The following is a 19,357-nucleotide window of genomic DNA, read 5'->3' as shown; positions in this document are numbered from 1 at the left end:
CGTGCGAAAGACGACGCGATATCGAGGGAAGGGTTCGCCCGTCAACCCCCTCCGGCCGGACGCTCGGATTTGGTGGACTACCGCCATGACCGACGCTTCGATCCCGCCTCGTTCGCCCGGCCCCGAACCGGATACCTCCACCGCCGCCCAGTCGGTGCACGTCGACGACGACCTCGACCCCGAAGACGCTCCCGCCATGGTCGACGAGGGCGACGACGTCGAAGAGGTCGAGCCGTGAGCGCCCCGAAGCCCCTCCAGAAGGGCGACCGCGTCAGCTGGAACACGCCGCAGGGGCGGACGCAGGGCCGCATCCTCGAGCGCCGCACGTCGGACTTCACGTTCGCCGATCAGGACTTCATCGCCACCGAGAAGGAACCGGCCTACATCGTGGAGTCGGAGAAGTCCGGCAAGAAGGCCGCCCACCAGCGCGCGGGCCTGCGGAAGATCGCCGCGAGGGACTGACCCGCGGCGCCATCTGACCCGCGGCGCCGCCTGACCCGCCGTGAGGGCCTGACCCGCCGCGAGGGCCTAGCCCGCCGCGCCCCCGTCAGCGAGGAGCGCCGCGGCATCCTGCGCGAAACCGAACACCGTCGCGAGCGCCGGCATGTCCACGGGATCCTCCGCGGCGGCCGTCACGACCACGACCGTCGCCGGCCGCCCGGGGGCTTCCAGCACCCACGACCCCGCGAGCACGCCGACCGAGCTCCCGCCCTTGTAGGCGGCGACCTCCCAGGCGTCGTCGAACGCGACGCCGGGATTCGCCGACAGGATGCCGCGCACGGGCGCACCCGCTTCGGTCTCGGCCGCGGCCTGCAACGCCGCATGGACCGCGACGACATCGGCGTGCGTGGCGAACCAGTCGGCACCGCCGGTCCAGACCGCCTGCGCCGGGTCGATCGCCGACACCGGCGGCACCCCCGCGGGAAGGTCCGCCAGCACGGCCTCCCGCGCGGCGGGATCGGATGCCGCACTCCAGCGCTCGGCGAGGGCGTCGTCTCCCCATCCGAGCCAGAAGAGCGCGCGCGTGGACGGGAAGGGCACGTCGGTGTCGAGCCGCGAATACCCGGTCTCGGCGAGGGCGGCGGTGACGGCATCCGTGCCGACCGCGCGCATGAGGGCATCCGTGGCGGTGTTGTCGCTGATGGCGATCATCTTCTCCGCCGCCTCCTGCACGGTGACCTCGGCGCCATCGGGGAGGTTCTGCAGCTCCCCGCTCGGGAGGCTCCGCACCTCGGGGTCGATCGTCACGGTGTCGTCCCACGCGAGCGTGCCGTCCTCGACGGCGTCGACCACCGCCAGGAGCACCCACAGCTTGAACACCGATCCGATCGGATGCGCACCTCCCGGTCCGATCTCGAGCACGGATTCGTCGGCGCCGAGCTCGGTCACCGTGAGCGAGACGACGCCTGTCTCCTCGACGTCCGCACGCAGCGCGTCGAGGTCCGCCGCGGGGGTCCGGTCGGGGGCGGGCTCGGCGAAGAGGAGTCCGGTCATCCGCCCAGCGGCGCTGACGGCGACCGACATGTCGAACGCCGTCGACTCGGCGGCGATGCCCGCGACGGCCTGCGCGTCATCGCCCTCGTAGGAGGTCACCGTCCACGGCCCGAGCGTCCGGAGCTCGGCGAACACCGCCAGCAGGTCGTCGGCCGACAGCTCCGCGAGCGCCGTCTCGTCGAAGCGGGCTTCGATCTCGCCGGCGCTGCTCGGCTCGCCCGCGTTGATCTCGTCGAGCACCCACTGCGCCTGGGTGCCGACCGGGGTGTCGGGAATCGTCACCGCGGTCGGGGTCGGGTCGCCGCCCCCTCCCGCCGGTGAACAGGCGCCGAGCGCGAGGGCCGCCGCGGCGAGCGCGGCCCCGATGACGAAGCGGACAGGACGACGAGACGGATGCCGGGGAGTGGACATGCCTCCAGCCTGTCGCGCCGGCGGTGCCCGCACCTCCCCCGCACGTCGGAGATCGCTCCCTCGGGCGAGGGGCACCCGCGCACGCGCACGCGCACGGACCCGCGCTCCACTCAGGCGGCGGGCAGCTCGGCGCTGGCTCGGCGACCGACGGACCCGGATCGGATGCCGCGAGCGAAGCGATCCCCGCCCCGGTGACGACGCCGATCTCGCTCGCCGAGATCGAGGCCAACCCCGCCGGCTTCTCCGCCGACTCGCACACGGCCGACTTCGCCGCGGGTGTCGTCCGCGGCCAGCTGACGGCGATCCCCGTCGGCGGCGTCGACACCGGCGCGGGCGGCACCGCTGCGGCCTCGTCGTCGACGGGCCTCGTCACCGGCGTCGCCGTGGGCGGACTCGTCTTCGCCGCCGCCGCGGGTGTCGTCGTGTGGCGTCGCCGCACCACCACCTCGTGACCGCATCCCCCGTATCGCCGGGGCGCTCCGCGCACACGCGCGGGGCGTCCCGGCGCGGTCGTGCCCACAGCGCCGCTCTCGCGGCGGCGGTGCTTCTGCCGATCGTCCTGACCTCGTGCACGACCGGGGACACGACGGATGCCGCGCCCGCCCCGCCCGCGACGGCGTCCGCCTCCCCCGCCCCGGCGCAGCCCACCGGCCCGGCGCCCGCGCCGTCCCCGAGCGTCGCGCAGGCTCCGCCGACGCAGGTGACGATCCCCGCGATCGATCTCGACGAGCCGCTCATCGACCTGGGGCTCCAGGCGGATGGGTCGATGGAGGTGCCCGTCGACTTCGACGACGTCGGCTGGTACACCCCCGGCGGCCGCCCGGGCGGGCGCGGCCCCGTCGTCATCGCCGGGCACGTGGACTCCCCCACCTGCCCGGCGGTCTTCCTCCGCCTGAAAGAACTCGTCCCGGGCGACACCGTCACCGTGACCGCCACCGACGGCACGCCCCACGACTACGTCGTGACCGAGGTCCTCGACGTCGCGAAGAACGCGTTTCCCACGGCCGAGGTCTTCGGCGCCACCGCGACCGACACCCTGCGACTCATCACGTGCGGCGGGATCTTCGACTCCGCCGCGGCGTCCTACACCGACAACCGCGTCGTCTTCGCCGAGCACGTGTGAGTCATTCCCACAAGACCACGCGCCGCCCCTCGACCTCGACGACCCGCGCGGGCGTCTCGTAGAGCGCCGAGAGCTTCTCCGCCGTCACCACCTCGGTGACGGGGCCGTGGTGGACGACCCGGCCGTCGCGCATGGCGATGACGTCGTCGGCGAACTGCGCCGCGACGTTGATGTCGTGGAGCACGACCACGACGGTGAGCCCCCGCTCCGCGGCGAGCTCCCGAACGAGGCGGAGGAGGCCGACGGCATGCCGGGGGTCGAGGTTGTTCAGCGGTTCGTCCAGGAGCAGGTGTGGTGTGTCCTGCGCGATCGCCATTGCCACGAACGCCCGCTGGCGTTGCCCGCCGGACAGCTCGTCGAGGAACCGCGTGCGCACCGCCTCGAGGTCGAGGAGGGCGATCGCGCGCTCGACGTGCACGCGGTCCTCCGCGGAGCGACCCGACCCGCCGTGGGGGAAGCGGCCGTAGGCGACGAGGTCCTCGACGCTCAGCCGGATCGCCAGGTGGTTGTCCTGGCGGAGGATCGCCAGCAGTCGGGCGATCTCGCGGGTCCGGGTGCGGGCGACGTCGCGCCCGTCGACGGCGATGGCTCCGGCATCCGTTCCCACCAGACGCCCGACGGCGGCGAGGAGGGTCGATTTCCCGGCACCGTTCGGGCCGATGATGGCCGTCACCCCCGGACGGATGTCGAGGGTGACGTCGTCGACGGCGACGAGCGCGCCGTGGGTCTTGGTGACGGCATCGATCGTGATCATGTCAGCGGGCCCTTCCGGTGAGGACGAGGAGGAGGAAGAACAGCCCGCCGGCGAACTCGATCACCACGGGGAGCTCGGTGGCGAAGCCGAGGACGTGCTGGAGCAGCAGCTGCCCTCCGACGAGGGTGAGCACTCCGATCAGGACGGCGGCGGGGATGCTGAGGACGTGGCGGTGCCCGACGAGGCTGTACGCGAGGTTCGCCACGAGGAGTCCGAGGAAGGCGACGGGACCGACGAGCGCCGTGGAGGCGGCGACCAGCGCGGAGACCACGAGGATCACGTGCACCGAGGTCGCCCGGTGATCGACGCCGAGGGAGATCGCCCGGGTCTCGCCGAGGCTCATCACGTCGAGCGCGCGGCGGATCGGCCAGAGCGACGCGATCGCCACGGCGATGACGATGCCGGCGGGGAGGAGGAGCTCGCGGTCGATGGAGGTGAAACTCGCGAAGAGCAGGTTCTGCACGATGGCGAACGTGTCGGGATCCAGCAGGCGCTGGAGGAACGCCGTGACCGACCGGAAGAGGACGCCGAGGACGAGGCCCGCGAGGACGATGACGTGCAGATCGAGCCGGAGGCGGACGAACAGCCACAGGTACAGCGCCGTGACCGCACCCGCCATCAGCACGAGCTGAACGCCCCACGACGCCAGGGGCGGGGCGGCGACGAGCAGCGCCGGACCGATCGCGAACGCGGTCACGACCTGGATGGCCATGTAGACCGCGTCGAAGCCCATGATGCCCGGGGTGAGGATGCGGTTGGCGGTGATCGTCTGGAACAGCACGGTCGAGACCCCGACCGCCGCCGCGGCGAGGATCATACCGATGACCGTGCGCGAGCGGAGACCCACGACGTACTCCCACGCCGCAGGGAGGTCGACGAGGAGGTACAGGGCCACCGCGGTCAGCGCGAGGAGCGCGAGGAGGGTCAGGCGGAGCCGCGGCGAGCGCAGCGTCGCGCGGACGGGAACCCGCGAGAGGAGGGCGGTCATGCGTCCACCCGCGCTCTGCGCTGCCGCGCGATCGGCCGTCGGACGGCGTCGGTGGGGCGGGCGGTGCGCAGGAGGATCGCGAGGAAGACCACCCCGCCGATCACCCCCATCACGACAGAGATCGGCAGCTCGAATGGAAAGCGCACGACGCGGCCGATGATGTCGCTGAGGAGCACCAGCGCGGCGCCGAGGAGAGCGACGAGCGGCACCGCCCGGCGCATGTTGTCGCCGATCAGACGGCTGACGACGTTCGGGGCGATGAGGCCGAGGAAGGGGATCGCCCCGGTGACGACCACCATCACGCCGGTGACGATCGCGATGATGCCGACACCGAGCGTCCGGACGCCGCGGGTGTCGAGTCCGAGCCCGCGCGCGGCGTCGTCGCCGAGGCCGGCGACGGTGAACCGGTCCGCGGCGATCCAGGCCACCAGCGCCGCCGCCGCGGCGACGTAGAGCATCTCGTAGCGTCCGCGGAGGATGCCGGAGAAGTCACCGATGCCCCAGCTCAGCAGCTCCTGGAGCGCGTCGGCACGATAGGCGAAGAAGGTCGTGACCGCGCCGATCACCCCGCCGTAGAGGATGCCCACGATCGGGACGAGCACGCTCGATCGCGACGGGATGCGGTGGACGAGCGCGAGGAAGCCGAAGACACCTGCGAGGGCACCGAGGGTCGCCGCGACCGCCTTCAGCCACAGCGGTAGGCCGGGGGTCGTCAGCAGCACGACCAAGAGCGCGAGGCTCGCGGCATCCGTCGCTCCCGTCGTTCCCGGTTCGACGAAGCGGTTACGCGTCAAGAGCTGCATGATCAGCCCGGTGATCGCGAAGGCCACCCCGGCGAGGATCAGCGCGAGGGTGCGCGGGAGCCTGCTGGCGAAGAAGACGAAGCCGTCGAGACGGGCGACCCCGATGGACAGCGACATCGTCGCGAGAGCGGTGACGATCACCACCCCCGCGACGATGAGTGCGGTGGGAGAGAGGCGTTTCAGGACTCGGCGCTCCCGCGGATCACGCGGCGAGCGCGGTGTCGATCGTCGTCAGCACGTTCTCGATGGCGGTGAGGCCGTTGATGACGATGTAGAGCTCGCTCGCCGGCAGGAGGATGACGTGGTCCTCGGCGCCCGCGGTGGTGCGCTCGACGAGCTCGTTGTCGAGCGTCTCGGCCGCGCTGGAGCCCTCTCCGGTGGCCGCGCCGCGATCGAACGCGATGATCCAGTCGGGGTTCGCCTCGAGGAGGAATTCGTTCGTGACGGTGTCGCCGTGCGGCGAGGCCTCGGCGCCCGGGAGTTCGAGGGCGGGGACGGCGGGGGTGAAGCCGAGGGTGTCGAAGAAGTAGCCGAAGCGCGAGCCCTCACCGAAGGCCCCGTACTCGCCGCCCGAGACCGACAGGACGAGCGCGGTCGCATCGACCCGGTCCTCGATCGCCGCTTCGAGCTCCTCGATGCGCGCCGTCGCCGCCTCGACGGCCTCGTCGGCGCCGAAGATCACGCCGAGCTGCGCGGCACGGCGCAGGCCCGCGGCGGGGTCGAAGGTGCCGCCGTAGGTTCCGGTGAGGTCGATCGTGGTGGCGATCTCGGCGAGCGCGTCGTACTGGCCGGTGCTGCGGGCCGCCGTGACGATGAGGTCGGGCTCGAGCCCCGCGACGGCTTCGAAGTCCGGCTCGAAGAGCGTTCCCACCTTCGGCAGGTCGGCGTACTCCGAGAGGTAGTCCGGCAGGGCGATGTCGGGGATGCCGACGACGGCGTCCCCGGCGCCGATGGCGTCGAGGGTATCCAGCGTCGCGATGTCGAAGGTCACGACCGCGTCGGGGGCCGCGGCGACCTCCACCGCCTCGCGGGGGATCTCGGTGTCCTCTTCGAAGTAGGTCTCGCCGCCTTCCTCGAGCTGCATGAGCGTGGGGCGGGCGTCCTCCACGACGATCGCGGTGGCGTCGGCGGATGCCTCGGGGGCGGCGTCAGCGGATGGCGAGGCGCATCCGGTGACGACCAGCGCGAGGGCGGCGAGCGACGCGGCGGGGAGGAGCAGACGAGGGCGGGGAGAAAGGCGGACGTTCATGAAGGTAAGGCTAACCTAACCGTTCTCGCGGTAGGCAAACCGGTGACGCATCCCGGGCGCGTCGCGCGGGCGTCGCGCGGGTCAGGCGTCGGGTCAGGCGTCGGGGAACATCCCGTGCACCGACCACCCCGCACCGTCGCGGAGGAGGGCGATGACCGCTCGCGCCTGCGCGCGGGCGATGGCCTCGTCGGCGGCGTGGACGTCGATCGCGAGCGGCGGGGCCTCGCCGAACTTCGGGATCTCGATCTCCGCCCACGCCCCGTCGGCGAGCGGCACGCGGGGGGAGGCGGTCCGCTCCCCCACGATCCGGGCGCCGGTGAGCACCGACAGGGTCTGGAGGGCGTCCACCTTCGTCACGGCATCCGACACGACGACGGTCGCGACCGCGGAGGGGGCGACGGGCTCCGGCGCGGGTGAGGGTGAGGCGGGCGCGGTCGTGTCCACGGCGTTCTCCGCTCGTTCGGTTCAGTGGGGTCGGGGCGACCCGTGCCGGTAGCGTACCGACGCTGCCTAGCGGCAAGGGCCGAGTTCGCGAATGGGGCGATCGCGGGCAACCGCCGGCGCCGTCAGCGCGGCCTCGGCAAACTCACCCCCATCGAGTTTGAGATGATCTACACGGACGCGAAAGCGGCCTGATCACCCCAAACCCCGACTGTCAACCAGACTCGGGGCAGACCCATGGTCCCGTTGCGGGCGGTGAACTCTGAGCCTTGCCTGTGCGTGCATGTCAACCGGCATCCTGGCTGGATGGTCCCGGAGCGGGTGTGGGGCGGCCGTGCATGTGGCGCACGCCCACACCCGTTACGCGGTGACGATCGACTCTGTGGCGGGATCGTGAGGGCGGCGGTAGGAGGTTAGCCGTTGATCGAATCGCGAAGGTCGTGTTCGATGTCCCGCAACCACCGGTGGATCCGTGTGATGCTCCGGTCCGCTCCGTAGTTGTCAGGACCATTGATGTGTCCGTGCACGGTTCCACGTTCGTTGATCACCTGGACGTCCACACCTGCGGCCGCGAGCTCGGCTGCGAATGCTTCTCCCGAGGCTCGCAGTGAATCGCTGTCACTGTTCAGAACGAATGTCGAGGGAAGGCCCTCCAGGTCGTGGCCCCCGGCGAATGCGTAGGGGCTGCTGAGCGCCTCGGCATTCCCGCCGACGTAGTGCAGGTTGAGGTCCGCGACCGCTGCGGGTCCCGACTGGGACGCCTCGGGAAGCTGAGCGACTTTGGCCGCGAGCTCGGGCCGGAACGCGGGGAGCTCAGCATGAAGCAGCGGATAGACGAGCAGGAGCCCGAGTGCGGTGGCGCGTTCCTCATCTCGCAGTCGCATCGCCACGCCTGCCGCGAGGTTCCCGCCGGCGCTTGCACCGCCCACCGCCCAATCCGTCGTTGTGGCGGCGAGATCAGTGGACACCAGTGCTTCGAAGAGAGCGGTCAGTTCCTCCGAGGCGACGGGAAAGTGATGCCCGGGACGAGGAGGAACGTGCGCAGCCAGAGTCTCGGGGATGGGCGCGAGTCGATAGTCGGCGGCGACCACGATCCTGTCACCGTCGGCGAGCTGTTGTGCAACCCAGTGGCTCTCCGGCATCTCGAGATCGCCGAACATGAAGGCCCCGCCATGCAGCCAGAGCAGCCCGGATCGCGGCTCCGTTCCCGGGACCTGATAGATGCGGATGGGTACGGTGCCGTGGGGTCCGTCGAAGGTTGCGTCGGTGATTTGGAGCTCGGTCGCTCGGTCGATTGCTGTCGATTCGGTCACGTGGGTTCTCCTGCCGTCGGTTCGATGTCGTGGTGTGGGAAGGCGAGCGACTGCAGAGGTCAGCCCTTGAGGCCGCCGGCGAAGCCTTGAACGATGTATTTCTGCATGAAGAAGTAGGCGATCAAGATCGGCAGGACGCTGATGATGATGCCGGCGAAGATGAGATTCCAATCCGAACCGTACTGCCCGACGAAACCGTAGATCGCGACCGTCATCGTCTGCTGCTCCGTTCCCGAGAGGTAGAGGAGCGGGATGAGGAAGTCGTTCCAGGTGCCTACGGCAGTGAGGATCGCGATCGTGCCGGTGATCGGCCGCACGAGGGGGAACATCACCTGCCAGAACGTCTGAAATGCGTGTGCTCCGTCGATGGCGGCGGCTTCTTCGTACTCGGACGGCAACGCTCGCATGAAGCCCGCGTAGAGGAAGATCGCGAAGGGCATCCCGCCGCCGACGTAGACGATGATGACGCCGGGAAGTGTGCCCAGCAGACCGAGGTCGCGGATGCTCTGATAAAGAGGCAGTAGGGCGAGTTGCACAGGCAGCAGAAGGCCAGCGAGGAAGCCCACAAAGGTCCATTTGGACCATCGTGATCCGAGTCGCGAGAGCGGATACGCCGCCGCAGAAGCCAGCACGACGGTGAGGACCACCACAGTGACGGTGACGATCACGCTGTTCAACAGCGCCTCGCCGAAGCCGCCCTGCTGCCAAGCGGTGATGAAGTTGTCGAAGGTTGGCTGGAGTGCAGGTGTGAGCGCTGCGCTCTGGTCGCCGGGCGACTTGAGTGCCAGGTTCACCAGCATGTAGACGGGGAAGAGGAAGATCAGTCCGACGAGGATCATGACGGCCTCGAGGATGCCCGTACGCCAGGTGTACCGGTTCATGTCAACGCTCCTGACGGGTGAGCAGGCGGTACTGGATGATGGCGGCGATCGCGACGAAGACACTGAGCACGAGCGCCAGCGCAGCTCCGTAACCGAACCGCCCCAGGTTGAACGCGTTCGTGTAGATCAGCGTGGAGATCGTGGCTGTGGCCCCACCCGGCCCGCCTCCGGTCATCGCCAGCACCTGGTCGAACAGTTTTAGGCCGGAGATGAGGGAGAGCATCACGTTGATCGTGATCGCCGGGGTGAGCAGCGGACGCACGACGGACCAGAATCGTCGAATCGGTCCGGCTCCGTCGATGGCGGCGGCCTCGAGAATTTCCTGCGGGATTCCCTGCAGACCGGCGAGGAAGATGACCATCGAGTAGCCGACGAACTGCCAGAACACCACGATGATTACTGACCAGAGGGCGGTGTCGGGGTTGCCGAGCCAGTTCTGCTGCAGAGCGCCCAGTCCGATCGCTTCTAGAGCCTGATTGATTGCGCCGTCCGGCGCCAGCAGGTTCTTCCACAGGAATCCCACGGCGATCGACGTGATCACGACGGGGGCGAAGATGACGACTCGGAGAACGTTGCGCGACTTGATGCGGGAGTTCAACCCCAGCGCGATGAGAAGACCCACCACGTTCTGGATCAGGGTGACTGCAACGGCGATGATGACGGTGTTTGTGATGGCGGTCGATCCGGCGGGGTCTGACCAGATGCGGACGAAGTTGTGCCATCCGACCCACTGCGGATCGGGCGAGAGTCCATCCCAGTCCGTGAAGGCGTACAGGCTGCCTCGGACGGACGGGTACACCACTACGAACAGGTAGAGAGCCGCGGCCGGGAGAACAAACCACCAGACGCTGTGGGCGAAGCCACGGTACCGGCGGCGCTTCGTCTTGGTGGATGGTGGTGTGGTCATGCTTGCGGCTGTGGCGATGGCCATGACGGATCGGTTCCTCACCTAGGTCTGAACGAAAAGCTGTCGTGGTGCGACGGTGACCCCGTCGCACCACGACGGAACACGGGAGGGTGAACTGCTAGCCGGTGAAGGCCGCGTCCATGCGCTGGAGGATCTCGTCGCTCGAGAACTGGCCGGTGAGGAATCCCTGGATGCCGTCGCTGTAGGCCTGGCCTACGGAGGCGTTGGGCCAGGTCGCGTCGAAGAGAGGCTGCGCGCTGTCGCCGTGCGCAAGGTCGGCGATTCCCGCGAGGGCATCGGGGGCCGTGTAACCGTCGACGGGAATGCTGGGGTAGATCGACCCGCTCGCAAGCGCGATGTTCAGACCTTCCTGCGACATGTAGAAGTCGACGAACTTCTTCGCGAGGTCGATGTTCTTCGACTTCGCGTTGACCGCGTAGCCGGCACCGAAGCCGACCGGCAGCTTCGTGTCGGCGGGGTCGTTGGTGGCGGGGAAAGGCGCCGTTTCGAAGGTGCTGCCCTCGGGTGCCAGGGTAGCGATGTTGGCGATCGCCGGCGTGACGTCCACGATTCCGACGGCCTCGCCCTTTGCCATCTGTCCCTGCGCGATGTCGAGGCTGACGCCGGTTGCGTCGGCTGTGAAGCATCCGGCGTCGTTCATCTCGCCGAGCTTGTCGAAGACCTCCGTCCAGTCGCTGTCGCTGAAGGTCGCATCGCCGGCCTCTTGCTGCTCGGTGAACTCGGGGTCAGCGCCGTAGACAAGTGTGGTCGCCATCGCCATCGTCAGGCTGGTGAAGTTGCCACCGGCCAGGGCAGCAAGCGCGTACGCGACCTTCCCCTGGGACTTGGCAGCTGCACACAGATCGAGGACCTCGTCGAAGGTGGTGGGGGCGGTTGCGCCGACCGCTTCCAGCGCCTGCACGTTGTAGATCGCGGGAACCATGGTTAGTGCGTTGGATCCGAAGAGCACCTTGTCGTCCACGCCCATAACTGACCGGGTGGCGCCGGTGAAGGCGTCCGTCCAGGAGGAGTCCGAAAGGTCCTCGATGTAGTTGCCCTTGGCGAGATTCTGCACCCCGAGCGCGTTTCCTCGGCCGGAGAACGCCACCACGATGTCGGACGCGGTCCCGGAGGTCATCTCGGTGCTGATCTGGGTGAGGATGTTCGGCCACGGCAGCCCGGTGTAGTCGATCGTCACGCCCGGGTTGTCCTTCTCGAACTGCTCGATCAGAGCGGCGGCCATGGGGTCGTCGGCCCACGCCGACATCGTCAGGACGGTCTCACCGTCGCTGGAGTCGCTCTGCGAACCCGCGGAGCACCCCGTCAGGGTCAGCGCAGCGGCTGCTACGAGCGCGAGGGATCGGGCAAGTGATTTCTGCATGAAACTCTCCATTGGGTTCAAGGTGAAGTCGATCGAGGTCCTTCGACTCGCCGCGGGGCATTCAACTCCCGCCGCATCGAGCCCGTGGGTTCAGGCTGTGTTCGACATGGCGAGAGTACATCTTGATTGTCTTGAGGACAATCCCCTAATTGAATCGTTATACGAAGCGCTGATGCAGGCAACTCAGCGCACTCCCACGATCGACCGTGAGGGCGCAGCAAAGCTGAGCTCCAGGGCCAGATGGCACGGAGCGTGCGACGTTGGACCTCACTAGCCGGCGGCAGCCTCGACGGAGTCCGCGAACTCCGCGCCGGCTGCGCGACGGATGCGCACTCCCGCGGATCTCTCTACTACGTGGTCGAGTCGCTCGTCGATGTCGGCGACCAGTCGCACCACCAGCTGCTCGAGCTGGTCGAACTCGGCATCGCTCCAGTCGTAGAAGATTGCCTCGTAGCCGCCGCTGGAGACCCCAACGATGCGTTTGGCGACCTCCTGCCCCTCTTCCGTGAGGCCGATCACGCTCTGGCGACCGTCTTCAGGGTCCGGCATCCGACCGACCAGCCCAGCGGCCTCGAGGCGGCGGACGATCTTGCTGATGTTCGAGCGGCCCGTCCCGATCGCGTCGGCGACTTCTGTCGGACGAGCGGTCTTGCGATAGATGAGTTGATTCACGAGGAGGAACGCAGGCATGTCGTCGGGCAACGGGAAGTCGCTCTGTTTCATCACGCTCTCGCGGAGGGTCGTCGAATTCATCGCTGTGATCAGCGCTTGCAAGGCGATCGAGAAATCTGCGCCGCGCCCGTGCAGGAGAGGTGCCTCCGGTGCGGGGACCGCGCGGAGGTCGACGCTACTGAGTGGTCGGCGAGGCATGAGGGTCGCGTCCTGTCTATCGGCGTTGATTGTCTCTAGGACACTCTACCGATAACCCCTGGATTGTCCTGAAGACAATCATCGGTTAGCATGGGCCATCCCACGAGCCTGGCGAATGTCGCCAGCTCCTTCACGTCTTCAAAGGGGAAGTTCATGTCATACGCCACCGCGCAACGCGCGCCCGGCGCCTGGTGGACAGCCATCGTCTCCGGGATGGCGTCGTATATCGACGCCGCCGCCATCGTCAGTTTCGGCACCGCGATGGTCATCTACCAGGGTGCCCTCGGTCTGAACGAGGCGGAGATCGGACTTGCCTCTGGTGGTCTCACCCTTGGAATCGCCGTCGGAGCCCTCGTTGGAGGCAGACTCGGCGATCGGTTCGGGCGCCGCCCGATTTTCACGGTCACGATGTTCATGATCGTCGCCGCGTCGGTCGCGCTGATCTTCGCCCCGTCTTTCCCGATCGTTCTCATCTCGGCTGTGGCGCTCGGTCTGGGATCTGGCGCCGACCTCCCGGTCTCTTTATCCACCATCTCCGAGGCCGCCTCTGACGACAACCGCGGCAAGCTGCTCGGTTTCTCCAACCTGCTGTGGAGCGTCGGCGGGATCGCGTGCGCACTTCTGGCCGCGGCAGTCGCCAGTCTTGGGCTGCTGGGCGGTCAGATCCTGTTCGCTCACATCGCCGTTGTTGCCACCCTGGTTCTACTCGGCCGGCTGACCATTCCGGAGTCCGACGACTGGCGGGCTGCGCGTGCAGAGCAGCTCGCTGGCATCAAGACGGTGCGCGCGGATCGCTCCTCGATCCGTGAGCTGCTGCGGAGCCCCTATCGGACACCATTTCTCGCCCTGATTGCGTTCTATGCGCTGACGAACATGGCCGCCAACACGGGCGGGCAGTTCGGAAGCTATCTGCTGGTGAACGTCGGCGGCGTGGACCTGCAGACGGCGACGCTCATCGGCCTCCCGCTGATCCCGCTCGGGATCGTCGGCGCACTGTGGTTCATGAAGATCGCAGACTCTCCCAAACGATTCGTGTACTTCACGATCGGGGCGGTCTGCACCGTGACTGCAGCCCTCATCCCCGCGGTCTTTGGGATCAGCGTGATTACCGCGTTCATCTCCGGGCTCATCGGGTTGGTCGGCGCCTCCTTCGCCTTCGAAGGGATCATGAAGGTTTGGACGCAGGAACAGTTCCCCACGCTGCTGCGCACTACCGCGCAAGGAACCATCATTGCCGTCGCCCGCTTTTTCGCCGCTGGACTGGCGAGCGTCACCCCGATCCTTCTGACCCTCAGCCCGACAATATTCTACGTCTTCCTCGCGGTCAGCACCGCGACCGGATGCGCCATCGCGTGGTTCGTCTTCCGGACACGTGACCGCCACAACGAATTCGCCACAGAGACCGAACTGGAGACCGTTCCCGCATGAACGCCCCCTCGCACATCCACCCTGACACCGCGTCGGCCGCCGATGCCAGCCAGACCCCCTGGTCGAGCACCTTCATCGTCCAGCCCGACACCGCGGCAGGCATCGCCCCTTACTTCCGCCGAGAGTTCACCGTCGACGATGAGCTCGTGAAAGCCACGCTGCTCGTCTCGGCGCTCGGCATCGTCGACCCGTACGTCAACGGGAATCGCGTCGGTGATGACGTGCTCTCCCCGGGATGGACGTCGTACCGCCACCGTCTGATGGTGTCCTCTCACGATGTGACCGACCTCCTCGACGTCGGCACGAACGCCGTCGGCGCCATCGTGGGCGAAGGGTGGGCTGTCGGCCGGCTGGGCTGGGAGGGCGCGAACAAGATGTACGCAGAGCGGCCCGCTCTGTTCCTGCAACTCGTGCTCGACTACGCCAACCGCACCGACGTCATCGAAGCTGACGACTCGTTCCGCGTCGGCACCGGCGCCGTCCTGGCCAACAGCATCTATGACGGCGAAACCTTCGACGCCCGCCTCGAGCCTGCAGGATGGGCTGAGCCCGGGTTCGACGACACGCATTGGAAGGCCGCCGAGCATTTCCAGTGGGACCAGAACACGCTGCAGACACCCACCGCTCCGCCGATCCGACGGATCGAGGAACTCACCCCAGCGACCATCCTCACGAGCCCCTCAGGCAAGACGATCGTCGACTTCGGGCAGAACATCTCCGGGTGGGTGCGTCTGAACGTCACCGGCGAACCAGGCCGTGAAATCACGATTCGTCACGCCGAGATCCTTACCCCCGACGGCGAGCTCGAAACGGAGACCAACCGCACCGCCGAAGCCACCGATCGCTACATCCTGCGCGGTGGCGGCATCGAGACGTGGGAGCCACGATTCACCTTCCACGGCTTCCGGTACGCGCAGATCGACGGGTGGCCGACCGAGCTCGTCCCCGAAGCGATCACGGCAGTAGTGGTGCACAGTGACATGGTCCGCACCGGCTGGTTTGAAACCTCTAACCCGCTCCTGACCCAGCTGCACTCCAACGTGGTGTGGTCGATGCGCGACAACTTCGTCGGTGTCCCCACCGACTGCCCCCAGCGAGACGAGCGACTGGGCTGGACGGGCGACATCAACGCGTTCGGACCCACCGCCGCCTACCTCTACGACGTGCGCGGCGTGCTCGGATCGTGGCTGCAAGACCTCGCCGCCGAACAGGCTGCCGTGGGCTTCGTGCCCTGGGTGGTGCCGGACGCCCTGTCCCAGCCCGCATCTCCCACCGCGTTGTGGAGCGACGTCGCCGTAAGCCTTCCCTGGACGCTGTACCAGGAGTACGGCGACCTCGACATCCTCCGCGACAGCTACCCGTCGATGACCGCGCTCACCCGGCAGATCGCCGGCCTCCTGGACGACGCCGGCCTGTGGAGCAGCGGATTCCAGTTCGGCGACTGGCTCGACCCGGACGCACCGGCAAACAACCCGGCCGCAGCAAAGACCGACCGGCACCTGGTCGCGACCGCCTTCTTCTACAAGACCGCCCGCGAAATGGCCGACACCGCCCAACTGCTCGGCCACGCGGACGACGCGACCGAATTCTCGGCACTCGCCACCCGGGTGCGCGACGCATTCCGCCGCGAATACGTCACCGCTTCGGGCCGTCTCGTCAACGAATCCGCCACGGGCTACGCTCTCGCGCTCACCTTCGGCCTCCTCGACGACGACCAGCAACAGAAGGCCGGCGATCAACTCGCGGACATCGTCGCCAAACGCGGCTACCGCATCTCCACCGGCTTCGCAGGCACGCCCCTGGTGACCGACGCGCTCAGCAGCACCGGCCACATCGATACCGCGTACCGGTTGCTCCTCGAGGAGGAGTCCCCCTCCTTCCTCTACCCGGTCACCATGGGTGCCACCACGATCTGGGAAAGGTGGGACTCGGTCCTTCCCGACGGCACCGTCAACGCCACCGGAATGACCTCCCTCAACCACTACGCGCTCGGCGCCGTCGCCGACTGGATGCACCGTGTGATCGGCGGGCTCCAGCGCGTCGAACCCGGCTATGCCCGAGTGCGGATCGCTCCCGAACCTGGTGGCGACATCACCTGGGCCCGTGCCGCACATGACACTGTGCGCGGGCGCATCGAAGTCGACTGGAAGATTCAGGACGGCGAGATCAGCGTCAACGTCTCGATCCCGGACGGGGTCAGCGCCGACGTGGTCCTCCCGCTGCACCCAGACGGCGCCACCCACGCGGTCACCGAGGGACAGCACTCGTGGCGATACGCCGCGCCCGCGGGATACGGTGCGCCCACCGGTATGACGATGGACTCCCCCATCCGCGAGGTGGCGAAGGACGCGCAGGTCTGGCAAGCCGTCTCCGATGTGCTGCAGAGCTACTTCCCCGGGCTGCCGCTGGACGCCTCCGCGCCTGACGCCGCCGCGATGTCGCTCAACGTGGTGCTCCAGCACGTGCCAGGAGTCTCCGCCCAGCTGGAAGAGGACCTCCGGAACGCCCTCGAAGCGACGCCCACACCCGCCTGAGCCTCGTCCCAGGCGTCCCCGCACCCACCACACACGTCCGCCGGAGCGCCCGGCGAAAGGAGATGCGTCCATGCGCGAGATCGTTTCGCAGCTGACCATCGAGGAAAAGGCCGGCCTGGTCTCCGGAGCTTCGTTCTGGACGACCCGGCCCGTGGAGCGGCTCGGTATCCCGGCCGTCACGATGACCGACGGCCCGCATGGCGTCCGGCTGCAGCTCGCCTCGGCCGATCACCTCGGACTCAACGCCAGCGAGCCTGCCACCAGCTTTCCGACGGCCTGCGCGACCGGCTCTTCGTGGGATCCGGCGCTACTGACAGAGATGGGGCGGGCGTTGGCTGCGGAAGCCCGCGCACTTGGTGTCGATATCCTTCTTGGCCCGGGGGTGAACATCAAGCGTTCTCCGCTGTGCGGACGCAACTTCGAGTACTTCTCCGAAGACCCGTTCCACTCCGGTGTTCTGGGCGCAGCCATCGTGCAAGGCCTCGAGGGCGGTGGTGTCGGCGCCTCCGTGAAGCACTTCGCGGCCAATAACCAGGAGACCGACCGGATGCGGGTCGACGTGGACGTCGACGAGCGCACGCTCCGGGAGATCTACTTTCCCGCGTTCGAGCGGGTCATCGCCGAAGGCAAACCGTCGACGGTGATGTGCTCCTACAACAAGGTGAACGGCACCCACGCGTCGCAGAATCGTTGGCTGCTCACCGACGTGTTGCGCGGAGACTGGGACTACGACGGGTACGTGGTATCCGACTGGGGTGCGGTCGTTGACCCGGTCGCTGCCGTTGCGGCCGGCCTGGATCTGGAGATGCCGAGCACCGGCGAGCGCAGCACCCGGGCGATCGTCGCTGCCGTTCGCGCAGGGGTGCTGGACGAGACCGCTCTCGATACTGCCGTGGCACGTGTTCTCACCGTCCACGAACGTCTCGTCGAATCCCGAACGAACACCGGCCGAGCCGATCTGGACGCGCATCATGCGCTCGCTCGCCGGATTGCCGTCGACAGCGCCGTCCTTCTATCCAACGACGGCGACATTCTCCCGCTGTCCCCCACCGACGGCGGATCGATTGCGGTGATCGGCGAGTTCGCCCGCACGCCGCGATACCAGGGCGCGGGGAGTTCGCACATCAACCCCACTCGTCTGGATGACGCGCTCACCGCTATCCGGGAGGCCAGCAGCCGCGACGTGCAGTTCGCTGCCGGGTTCAGCTTCGACGCCGAGGACGACACTGCCCTCCATGACGAAGCCGTCGCCCTCGCGGGCGACTCGGCTGTCGTAGTCGCGTTCCTCGGCCTGCCACCCAATGAGGAATCCGAAGGGTTCGATCGCTCCCATCTGAATCTGCCCGAGACACAGCGAGTCCTCCTCGAGCAGATCCTGCGGGTCAACTCGAACGTGGTCGTGGTTCTCAGCAATGGCGGCGTCGTAACCCTCGACGGGATCGCGGGAGTCGTTCCCGGCATCCTCGAAATGTGGCTGGCCGGTCAGGCCTCCGGCAGCGCCGCCGCCGAGATTCTCTTCGGCGCAGAACCAGGAGGCAGGCTTTCCGAGACCATCCCCGCAGCGCTCTCGCACACTCCCGCCTTCACCAACTGGCCCGGAGAAAACGGTGTGGTCCGCTACGGCGAAGGGGTCTACGTCGGCTACCGCTGGTACGACAAGACGGACCGGGCCGTGCAATACCCCTTCGGTTACGGACTGAGCTACGCATCCTTCGCATACACGGATCTCACCGTCAGCGTCCCGGACCCCACAACGGCGTACGCCAGTGTCGACATCACCCTGCGAAACACGAGCGACCGAGCCGGGTCGGAAGTGGTGCAGGTCTACGTCGGGGACGAAGCGTCGTCGGTTGACCGACCGAACCGGGAGCTGAAGGGCTTCAAGAAGGTGCGTCTGGAGGCGGGAGAGCAGCGAACAATCCGGATCGAGCTCGATAACCGCGCCTTCGCCTATTGGGGTGCGGACGGTTGGACCGTCGAACCAGGCGAGTTCACGATCAGCGCCGGCTCTCACTCCCGTGACCTTCCGCTCGCCGAAACGATCACTCTCAACGTTCCTGCGCCCGTTGCCGCACTCGATCGGGACTCCACCCTCAACGAATGGCTCGCACACCCGGTCGGAGCGCCTGTACTCACCGGCGCCCTTTTAAGCATGGGAGACGCAGCACACGCCCTGACGAACCAGGAAGCTCTTCCTTTGTTCGGCTCGATGCCGTTACGTACGATCTTGAGCTTCGCGGAGCAGGCCTCACCCACCTCGGTCGGCTCCCACGACGCTCTCACCGCGTTGCTCGCACACGCTCAGACTGAAGCGCCTCGCGTGTGATGGAGGCTATGAAACCTGTGAAAGATGAGAGTGATGGGCGCGCTTAGCCCGCGTGCCGGTCCCCCAACGGGACACACAACAGCAAGCGCCGTGACGCCGAGCACCCGCGAGTATCTGCTGAGCACCGATTCCCGTAAAGCCCGCCCGCAAGAATGCCCGATGAAGGGCCGCCAAACGGCTGCAGTCAGGCCATGCTTCTCGGCTACGCCCACGTGTCCACCAGCGTGCAAGATCTCACCTCCCCACTCAACGCCCTTCACGCGCTCGGCGTCCAGCCCGACGCCATCTACGACGACCACGGACTCACCGGCACCAGCCGGGCCCGACGAGGTTCAGGAAATTCTCGCCGCCACTCGTGCCGGCGTCGTCGTCGTCACCGAACTCGAACGCCTGGCCTGCTCATGCTCCGACGCACGCGACACCGCCGACGAACTGACCCGCACAGGCGTCTCGC

At 67.8% G+C, this 19,357-nt stretch carries 18 protein-coding genes; 7 read left to right on the top strand and 11 right to left on the bottom strand.

Features of this window, described 5'->3' with window-relative positions:
- Positions 1 to 85: 85 nt before the first annotated feature.
- Together LTL01_RS04355 and LTL01_RS04350 are read left to right on the top strand one after the other, a co-directional pair.
- Positions 86 to 238, top strand: a complete 153-nt coding sequence (locus tag LTL01_RS04355) for a hypothetical protein (protein WP_236967551.1) — start codon at positions 86 to 88, stop codon at positions 236 to 238.
- Positions 235 to 462, top strand: a complete 228-nt coding sequence (locus LTL01_RS04350) for a hypervirulence associated TUDOR domain-containing protein (RefSeq protein WP_236967550.1) — start codon at positions 235 to 237, stop codon at positions 460 to 462. The genes LTL01_RS04355 and LTL01_RS04350 overlap by 4 nt, the downstream gene beginning before the upstream one ends.
- A gap of 66 nt (positions 463 to 528) precedes the next feature.
- Here LTL01_RS04350 and LTL01_RS04345 read toward each other — a convergent pair whose 3' ends face one another.
- The gene (locus LTL01_RS04345; RefSeq protein ID WP_236967549.1) at positions 529 to 1,905 is read right to left on the bottom strand and encodes a serine hydrolase; all 1,377 of its coding nucleotides are present in this window, start codon (positions 1,903 to 1,905) and stop codon (positions 529 to 531) included.
- 23 nt (positions 1,906 to 1,928) lie between these two features.
- On the opposite strand from LTL01_RS04345, the gene LTL01_RS14815 reads away from it, so the two are divergent.
- Positions 1,929 to 2,357 (top strand): GVDTG sorting domain-containing protein, encoded by a 429-nt coding sequence (locus LTL01_RS14815; RefSeq protein ID WP_236967548.1) that lies wholly within the window; start codon positions 1,929 to 1,931, stop codon positions 2,355 to 2,357.
- Entirely contained in the window at positions 2,354 to 3,028 is a 675-nt protein-coding gene (locus LTL01_RS14810; protein ID WP_236967547.1) for a class F sortase, read from the top strand. The genes LTL01_RS14815 and LTL01_RS14810 overlap by 4 nt, the downstream gene beginning before the upstream one ends.
- Before the next feature lies 1 nt (position 3,029).
- Here LTL01_RS14810 and LTL01_RS04330 read toward each other — a convergent pair whose 3' ends face one another.
- The 10 genes from LTL01_RS04330 to LTL01_RS04285 form a co-directional block, all read right to left on the bottom strand.
- Complete coding sequence (locus tag LTL01_RS04330) at positions 3,030 to 3,782, bottom strand: iron ABC transporter ATP-binding protein (protein ID WP_236967546.1); 753 nt, start codon at positions 3,780 to 3,782, stop codon at positions 3,030 to 3,032.
- 1 nt (position 3,783) lies between these two features.
- Positions 3,784 to 4,770 (bottom strand): iron chelate uptake ABC transporter family permease subunit, encoded by a 987-nt coding sequence (locus tag LTL01_RS04325; RefSeq protein ID WP_236967545.1) that lies wholly within the window; start codon positions 4,768 to 4,770, stop codon positions 3,784 to 3,786.
- The gene (locus LTL01_RS04320) at positions 4,767 to 5,717 is read right to left on the bottom strand and encodes an iron chelate uptake ABC transporter family permease subunit (protein WP_236967544.1); all 951 of its coding nucleotides are present in this window, start codon (positions 5,715 to 5,717) and stop codon (positions 4,767 to 4,769) included. Before LTL01_RS04320 ends, LTL01_RS04325 begins: the two co-directional genes overlap by 4 nt.
- Before the next feature lie 58 nt (positions 5,718 to 5,775).
- Complete coding sequence (locus tag LTL01_RS04315; protein WP_236967543.1) at positions 5,776 to 6,822, bottom strand: siderophore ABC transporter substrate-binding protein; 1,047 nt, start codon at positions 6,820 to 6,822, stop codon at positions 5,776 to 5,778.
- A gap of 93 nt (positions 6,823 to 6,915) precedes the next feature.
- Positions 6,916 to 7,266 (bottom strand): hypothetical protein, encoded by a 351-nt coding sequence (locus tag LTL01_RS04310; protein WP_236967542.1) that lies wholly within the window; start codon positions 7,264 to 7,266, stop codon positions 6,916 to 6,918.
- 410 nt (positions 7,267 to 7,676) lie between these two features.
- Positions 7,677 to 8,576, bottom strand: a complete 900-nt coding sequence (locus tag LTL01_RS04305) for an alpha/beta hydrolase (protein ID WP_236967541.1) — start codon at positions 8,574 to 8,576, stop codon at positions 7,677 to 7,679.
- 59 nt (positions 8,577 to 8,635) lie between these two features.
- Positions 8,636 to 9,457 (bottom strand): carbohydrate ABC transporter permease, encoded by an 822-nt coding sequence (locus LTL01_RS04300; RefSeq protein ID WP_236967540.1) that lies wholly within the window; start codon positions 9,455 to 9,457, stop codon positions 8,636 to 8,638.
- Position 9,458: 1 nt separating this feature from the next.
- Positions 9,459 to 10,388 (bottom strand): carbohydrate ABC transporter permease, encoded by a 930-nt coding sequence (locus LTL01_RS04295; RefSeq protein WP_236967539.1) that lies wholly within the window; start codon positions 10,386 to 10,388, stop codon positions 9,459 to 9,461.
- A gap of 94 nt (positions 10,389 to 10,482) precedes the next feature.
- Complete coding sequence (locus tag LTL01_RS04290) at positions 10,483 to 11,745, bottom strand: ABC transporter substrate-binding protein (RefSeq protein ID WP_236967538.1); 1,263 nt, start codon at positions 11,743 to 11,745, stop codon at positions 10,483 to 10,485.
- Positions 11,746 to 12,015: 270 nt separating this feature from the next.
- A complete protein-coding gene (locus LTL01_RS04285) occupies positions 12,016 to 12,498 on the bottom strand; it encodes a MarR family winged helix-turn-helix transcriptional regulator (RefSeq protein ID WP_236967537.1) in 483 nt (160 codons plus the stop codon).
- A 270-nt stretch (positions 12,499 to 12,768) separates the two neighbouring features.
- Here LTL01_RS04285 and LTL01_RS04280 point away from each other — a divergent pair, with 270 nt between their 5' ends.
- The 3 genes from LTL01_RS04280 to LTL01_RS04270 all read left to right on the top strand — a co-directional run bounded on the left by LTL01_RS04280 (position 12,769) and on the right by LTL01_RS04270 (position 18,903).
- Entirely contained in the window at positions 12,769 to 14,043 is a 1,275-nt protein-coding gene (locus LTL01_RS04280) for an MFS transporter (RefSeq protein ID WP_236967536.1), read from the top strand.
- Entirely contained in the window at positions 14,040 to 16,577 is a 2,538-nt protein-coding gene (locus LTL01_RS04275; RefSeq protein WP_236967535.1) for a glycoside hydrolase family 78 protein, read from the top strand. The genes LTL01_RS04280 and LTL01_RS04275 overlap by 4 nt, the downstream gene beginning before the upstream one ends.
- A gap of 70 nt (positions 16,578 to 16,647) precedes the next feature.
- A complete protein-coding gene (locus LTL01_RS04270; RefSeq protein ID WP_236967534.1) occupies positions 16,648 to 18,903 on the top strand; it encodes a beta-glucosidase family protein in 2,256 nt (751 codons plus the stop codon).
- Positions 18,904 to 19,357: the final 454 nt, after the last annotated feature.

This window comes from Microbacterium aurantiacum (assembly GCF_021654035.1).
In the GTDB taxonomy this organism is placed as follows: Bacteria; Actinomycetota; Actinomycetes; order Actinomycetales; family Microbacteriaceae; genus Microbacterium; species Microbacterium aurantiacum.
Note: the sequence above shows the minus strand (reverse complement) of the source record. Positions and strands in the feature narration are given on the sequence as shown.

What these genes read in the sequence shown, in the direction of transcription:
- LTL01_RS04290 (WP_236967538.1), bottom strand. Translation starts at nt 11,745, where the DNA reads ATGCAGAAATCACTTGCCCGATCCCTCGCGCTCGTAGCAGCCGCTGCG.
- LTL01_RS04280 (WP_236967536.1), top strand. Translation starts at nt 12,769, where the DNA reads ATGTCATACGCCACCGCGCAACGCGCGCCCGGCGCCTGGTGGACAGCC.
- LTL01_RS04345 (WP_236967549.1), bottom strand. Translation starts at nt 1,905, where the DNA reads ATGTCCACTCCCCGGCATCCGTCTCGTCGTCCTGTCCGCTTCGTCATC.
- LTL01_RS04330 (WP_236967546.1), bottom strand. Translation starts at nt 3,782, where the DNA reads ATGATCACGATCGATGCCGTCACCAAGACCCACGGCGCGCTCGTCGCC.
- LTL01_RS04275 (WP_236967535.1), top strand. Translation starts at nt 14,040, where the DNA reads ATGAACGCCCCCTCGCACATCCACCCTGACACCGCGTCGGCCGCCGAT.
- LTL01_RS04315 (WP_236967543.1), bottom strand. Translation starts at nt 6,822, where the DNA reads ATGAACGTCCGCCTTTCTCCCCGCCCTCGTCTGCTCCTCCCCGCCGCG.
- LTL01_RS04295 (WP_236967539.1), bottom strand. Translation starts at nt 10,388, where the DNA reads ATGGCCATCGCCACAGCCGCAAGCATGACCACACCACCATCCACCAAG.
- LTL01_RS04325 (WP_236967545.1), bottom strand. Translation starts at nt 4,770, where the DNA reads ATGACCGCCCTCCTCTCGCGGGTTCCCGTCCGCGCGACGCTGCGCTCG.
- LTL01_RS04270 (WP_236967534.1), top strand. Translation starts at nt 16,648, where the DNA reads ATGCGCGAGATCGTTTCGCAGCTGACCATCGAGGAAAAGGCCGGCCTG.
- LTL01_RS04300 (WP_236967540.1), bottom strand. Translation starts at nt 9,457, where the DNA reads ATGAACCGGTACACCTGGCGTACGGGCATCCTCGAGGCCGTCATGATC.
- LTL01_RS04285 (WP_236967537.1), bottom strand. Translation starts at nt 12,498, where the DNA reads ATGAATTCGACGACCCTCCGCGAGAGCGTGATGAAACAGAGCGACTTC.
- LTL01_RS04355 (WP_236967551.1), top strand. Translation starts at nt 86, where the DNA reads ATGACCGACGCTTCGATCCCGCCTCGTTCGCCCGGCCCCGAACCGGAT.